The 506-nt window shown below is 44.9% G+C and carries 1 protein-coding gene; it reads right to left on the reverse strand.

What is annotated here, in order from left to right:
- A partial coding sequence (locus tag ACFIM6_RS10210) for a hemagglutinin repeat-containing protein (RefSeq protein ID WP_375612708.1) occupies positions 1-506 on the reverse strand: 506 nt, incomplete at both ends.

Below are 506 nucleotides of genomic sequence, written 5' to 3' on the forward strand. Positions count from 1 at the left end.
ACATCATTGTCAGCAGTAATCTGCACATCTTGGCGTGCCGTGATGTGTGATTGTGTGGAAGTGGTTTCCCATTGATCGCCCGTATCTTTGGCGCTTGCAATTCCAACACCTACAGAAACACCGCTGTTGCTCTTTTCAAACTGAATGCCAAAGCCTGTACGTTCTTCCTTTGAGCTTGAGGAATGGCTATTATGACCAGGTGAAACATTCACATCACGAGCTGCGGTAAGATTAACATTTTCCCCTGCAAGGTCAGAGCCAACAATTTTCACATCTTTTTTCTTGGCAGTGATGTTGATATTGCCATCCGCATTGAGAGAAGAACCTTGATGCTCAAAACTCTCTTCATTTTCTGTCTTTCCCTCACTCCCGTATATCGACACAAAGCCCTTGCCTGATCCCACACCAAAACCTGTTTCATGCTCCTCTGAATGGCTTTTATGATGATCTGTCATGCCATCAATCGTCACACTTTCTCCGCTCACATTGATATCTTGACCGGAAAG

This window comes from Bartonella sp. AA9NXGY (assembly GCF_042196845.1).
Taxonomy (GTDB): Bacteria; Pseudomonadota; Alphaproteobacteria; order Rhizobiales; family Rhizobiaceae; genus Bartonella.